We start from the raw sequence: 1,226 nt of genomic DNA, 5'->3' as shown, positions 1-1,226 counted from the left end.
TGTAGTAAAAATCTATTTGCTATCATTATGAGTTCAAAAACGTAGACAGTAAAGCTACCCAAGATTTAAGCGCTTACCTATATTCTTTTAAATTATTGTATAACTTAAGCTCTTTCATCTTATCACCACATTTTGATTAAGTACATTGTTAAAAATAATATAAATAAGATAATAGTAATACATGTTATAAAAAGTGTTTTTTTACTAGGATAATATTGGTATTTATAATAATGAAGTGCAGCTAAGTATCCCCAGAATATGGCTACTAAATCTTCATATTCATAGCCTTTTATCACTTTAAATAGGAAAATCAATATTAAAGTTAACAAAAAGCCGATATTTCCTCTACTAAAGATTTGTGATTCAATAAATACTTCTCTCTCATCTCTTGGGGGATTTTTTTGGTTATACGTCAAAATATCTTTTTTGTTCATAGTAATTTCCTCCTGAAATTTCAATATTTATATATTTTTTTATTTGTCTTATTCAATTATTCATTTCGTGCAGGTTTAGATAAGGATGTGCACCTGTCAGTTTTTACTTGGGTTCTGTCTCAGAATCTCTTGAGAGCCTTTCGCTGAGATAAATCTAAGTAATATTATTATCAGCGATCAGCGACTTTCCATTTTATGAAACTCTCGAAATCACCGCCTTTACATGTTTACTTTTGATAATCATAGTATTATCGGGTATAGGTGTGATAAAATTCTCGTCTGTTGCCATTAGCCTTTGGTTGACTGATTACATTTCAGGAAATCATAGGTCTGATAGAACTGGTTTCCATTTAAATGTGACAAATTTATTATATAAATATAATAACACAAAAAAATAAAAATGTAAAGTATGGCGGACATATTTAGGTTTAATATTATACGAGACTAAAGCAAAATGTTTATTTCCAGTTTGAAGGGGGCGAAGTGGATTTCAGCCTTTCTTCTTTCTATCACCACAAATGAGATTACACACAAAGGTAAGATACTCCTTGAGTACAATAACTACCGCATTGTGCTATCGGACGTCAGTGAACTAACGACTGCCCTGGCTGCTCCTACTGCATGTTTGACAATTATTAGTATTGCTCGGAGGATGCACACCTAAATTACCACACCAGCCTTATAATTCTAAAGATGGCGTGGATCTGACTTTGCAGGGTAAGTAAGTAATCATCCGTATCTGTTTTTTCATTTTTTATTCTGCTACAATCTCCTTAAAACTCAGGAGGTATT

Annotated in this window: 1 protein-coding gene; it reads right to left on the bottom strand. The window is 31.7% G+C overall.

The window, feature by feature from the left end:
• Positions 1-122 precede the first annotated feature (122 nt).
• Positions 123-434: a DUF6442 family protein gene (locus NSA57_RS19435; protein ID WP_257465854.1), complete on the bottom strand. Its 312-nt coding sequence runs from the start codon at positions 432-434 to the stop codon at positions 123-125.
• Positions 435-1,226 lie beyond the last annotated feature (792 nt).

This window comes from Blautia caecimuris, from assembly GCF_024622975.1.
In the GTDB taxonomy this organism is placed as follows: Bacteria; Bacillota; Clostridia; order Lachnospirales; family Lachnospiraceae; genus Blautia_A; species Blautia_A caecimuris.
Note: the sequence above shows the minus strand (reverse complement) of the source record. Positions and strands in the feature narration are given on the sequence as shown.

Coding starts and splice junctions, on each gene's coding strand:
- NSA57_RS19435 (WP_257465854.1), bottom strand. CDS start 434: ATGAACAAAAAAGATATTTTGACGTATAACCAAAAAAATCCCCCAAGA.